The sequence below is a fragment of the Xenorhabdus sp. IM139775 genome, from assembly GCF_028598745.1.
Classification (GTDB): Bacteria; Pseudomonadota; Gammaproteobacteria; order Enterobacterales; family Enterobacteriaceae; genus Xenorhabdus.
This window is the reverse complement of record NZ_JAQRFK010000140.1, coordinates 1-3,249: the sequence shown is the minus strand read 5'-3', so window position 1 is coordinate 3,249 and position 3,249 is coordinate 1. Positions and strand designations below refer to the sequence as shown.

At 46.0% G+C, this 3,249-nt stretch carries 3 protein-coding genes; all 3 read right to left on the bottom strand.

Going from position 1 to position 3,249, the window contains the following annotated elements:
• A partial coding sequence (locus PSI17_RS16280) for a DUF2931 family protein (RefSeq protein ID WP_273552961.1) occupies positions 1 to 357 on the bottom strand: 357 nt, incomplete at its 3' end.
• 36 nt (positions 358 to 393) lie between these two features.
• The gene (locus PSI17_RS16275; RefSeq protein WP_273552960.1) at positions 394 to 1,098 is read right to left on the bottom strand and encodes a DUF2931 family protein; all 705 of its coding nucleotides are present in this window, start codon (positions 1,096 to 1,098) and stop codon (positions 394 to 396) included.
• A complete protein-coding gene (locus tag PSI17_RS16270; RefSeq protein WP_273552959.1) occupies positions 1,098 to 3,056 on the bottom strand; it encodes a phospholipase effector Tle1 domain-containing protein in 1,959 nt (652 codons plus the stop codon). Before PSI17_RS16270 ends, PSI17_RS16275 begins: the two co-directional genes overlap by 1 nt.
• Positions 3,057 to 3,249: the final 193 nt, after the last annotated feature.

Here is a 3,249-nt window from a genome sequence, read left to right as displayed (position 1 = left end):
CCAGCAAACCATCAGCCGTTTAGGAAGTGCTTCACCATGGTTTCTGATAGCGCCGCCGCCGCCGCCTATTTTTTTATCCCAAGTGGTTACACTGTCATAATCTGAATTGGCACCATCCGGCATAAATTTTTGAACAATATAATTATCCTCATCCTGAAACTGGACAAAGCTGATACTGACCGGAAAATATTTAGGGGTACTAAATTGAAATTCCCAGCGGTTATATGGCAGTGGTTCACTGTGACGTACAATGGGTTTGTAGGTCACCACCCGTTTTCCGGGGGGATAAGACTGGCAAGCTGTCAGGCTCCATACCAATCCCAAACCCAGCAGTGATATTAAGATTTTTCTTTTCATTGTGAGGTTTCCAAAATTTGAGAGATGCCCTGTTTTTTACCATTCACCATAGGGATAGGTTTTTCCTTTGATAAAGTTCCTGATGTATTCAGGATACTCACCATAGCCATTAAGTACGTTGGTTTTCCCTTGACATACTGTCATCTTATCGCCGGAAACTGATTCGCCCGTCGAGATCAGAATATTATCGCCGTTATTCTTATTGATGCCGCGTAACCAAGCGCGGGCAGCCCCCCCTGGTGCCAGACCAATGAATATCGTATTTCGGTAATCAGGTGGCTGTTTTTCATACCCCGGATAGAAAGCAGGCTCACGCATCAGTTGCCGAACCTCAGGTGTAAAGTTAAACAGGGTCTGGAAGGATTTTTTATCAATCACAGAATCCCAACACACCATTAGCCGCTTGGGAAGCGCTTCACCATGGTTTCTGATAGCGCCTCCTCCCCCGCCTATTTTTTTATCCCAGGTAGTTACACTACGATAATGTGAATTGGCACCATCCGGCATAAAAAGTTGGTCAATATAATTATCTTCGTCCTGAAACTGGACAAAACTGATACTGACCGGAAAATATTCTGGGGTGTTAAATTGAAACTCCCACCGGTTATAAGGTAGCGGCTCACTTTTACGCACAATGGGTTTGTAGGTCACCACCCGCTTTCCGGGCGGGTAAGACTGGCAGGCCGCTAAGCCCCATACCAGCCCAAAACCCAGCAGTGATATTAAGATTTTTCTTTTCATTATGAGATTTCCTTACGGGTGATATCAAAAACAGCCCGGTGCCATTTTTCACAAGGGCGATTGACAAAACTGAATAATTCAACAGAGTAAACACCGCCCTGAATTTTCTCCTCTTTGATTTTCACGGCATTCCAGTGAGAGGAGCAGTGAACGTATTTTGACTGAATTAAAGTGAGTTCTTCGGGCGTAAAAGGGACGGGTTGTTGGCCTTGCCGGATGGCACGACCCTGCGCAATGGCTTTATCTGCCAATGTCTGGAGTTTCGGTGTAAGCTGGTAATACTTAACACTTTCATTTGGTTTATCAAAGATCATACCCGCCTCTTGCGCCGCATCCTGCATTACCTGCATCACGACTTTTGACCAGTCATTGGTTATCTTACGGGAAAGTACTGCCGCTGCTGAAACCTGCTTTTTAAACATCTCTTTCTCATTGCGGGGCTGAAAATGGGGATTTTGCCAGACTTCAACCCTGACATGATTGCCAATCAGCAAGGGCGCAATGGTTGGGTACATTTTGAGTTGTCCAAGCTCTTCCTGCGCTTTTTTATAAACTGAGGTGGCATTATCGGGGATACTTTCATCCACCGTGGCGATCCGCGGCCGGGTGATAAACAGGTTCTCCGTTTCTTTTAGGTTATACCCGCCACCAATATCGGAATGCGCACCCGGCAGGGCAAGTTCGGGGTAATCCGGTTTAACGCTGTTTAAAGAAAAGTTATAACGGCATTCATTTTGCGCGGTGATTTGGAAAATATGTTCAGCAATGCCGGCCGGCAGGCGGATATCAATATCGCCTGTGTCGGCATTGTGGGGATTGAGTCCATTACCTACTGTCCCAATCGCTGCAACCGTATCAAATATGCCCAGAAAACGGGTTGTTCCCGTCGGGCAATGGGGGTTATTCAGATAGCGTTGCTGCTCAGTAAAGCATTCTGCCAGCGCCTGCGCTAAGGCAGGGTCTTTGTGATAGATACGATTAGCAAAATGACGCGCCGCCGCCGCACCCCGGCTAAAACCGATGATATCGAATTGCAGGGATTTCACGCAGCTTTTTGTTCCTTCCAAAAAGGTCAAAATTTCAGCTTTGATTTTCTGGATAGCCATATCGGTTTTGGCCGCCACGCCGGTTTCACCAACCCCCAGCCCATAACCGATGATATTGTCCGATTTGCCTGCCTGTGTACCGATACCCTCGATATAGACTTTGGTTTGATGCGTGTTCTCATCAATTTTTTTTCTCTGATAGAGTTGATGCAAAAAATGCACATTGGTGTAGTAACCATCATAACTAATCCGTGAGGTATCGCCGGACTGACCAAACTGATCAAATGAACAGGTAAAATCGTTGACCTGTTTGTGTGTTAAGCCAATCTTCTCTGGAGAACATGCAAAGCGTTCATCAATATTGTCAGTATTATTCCCTGTCCCATCAAAAAAGACGCCAATAATTAAATTGATACCACTTTCTATCGCCTGAATTTCCAGGACATACCGCCGGTTAAGGGGGTGAGCCGTGAACCCTTTTAGTGTCGAGTTCTTAAAGTGTTCCGAGGCTGTTAACTCTCCTTCTTTCCAACCTGTGACTTTCGGATAAGCATCACTGACGCCATCCAGCGGAATATAATGATAGGCATGCCCGCCATAATAACTATTTTCCCTGACCTGAAGATTGCCGGCCTGCCCGGTATCCGGCCGGGCGGGGCACTGGGTCACTTTATCAGCCAAGGGCTGGGCTGAAACAGATAATGTCACCGGCATGGGGGGAAGGTCTTCTTCACGTAATAAACCATTTCCATCGGTGGTGCCGGTTCTATCAAGACCCTTTTTCCCCCGAATTTTCAGTTTATAAGGTATCCCCGCCAGCGGTTCTCCCTGTTCATCCACCAGTTGAAATTCAATCCAATGTTTCAATATTTTCTGACAATCAAGGCAATCCAATGGTTCCAGTTTGCTCATTTTTCGTATCCCTCATTATTTATGCAAAATCATGGAGTTCCGTATCAATGTCAGCAGCCGATCCCGCTTGTTGGCTGTCAGTCATAAAACGTTCAACGGTTAATTGATTCAGGTTGTTAGTCTCGGCTCTTTTTTGTTTTAGCCACGTAATAATATGCTGTTCTAGTTGGCCTTCGGGTTTATCCAGTTTTAG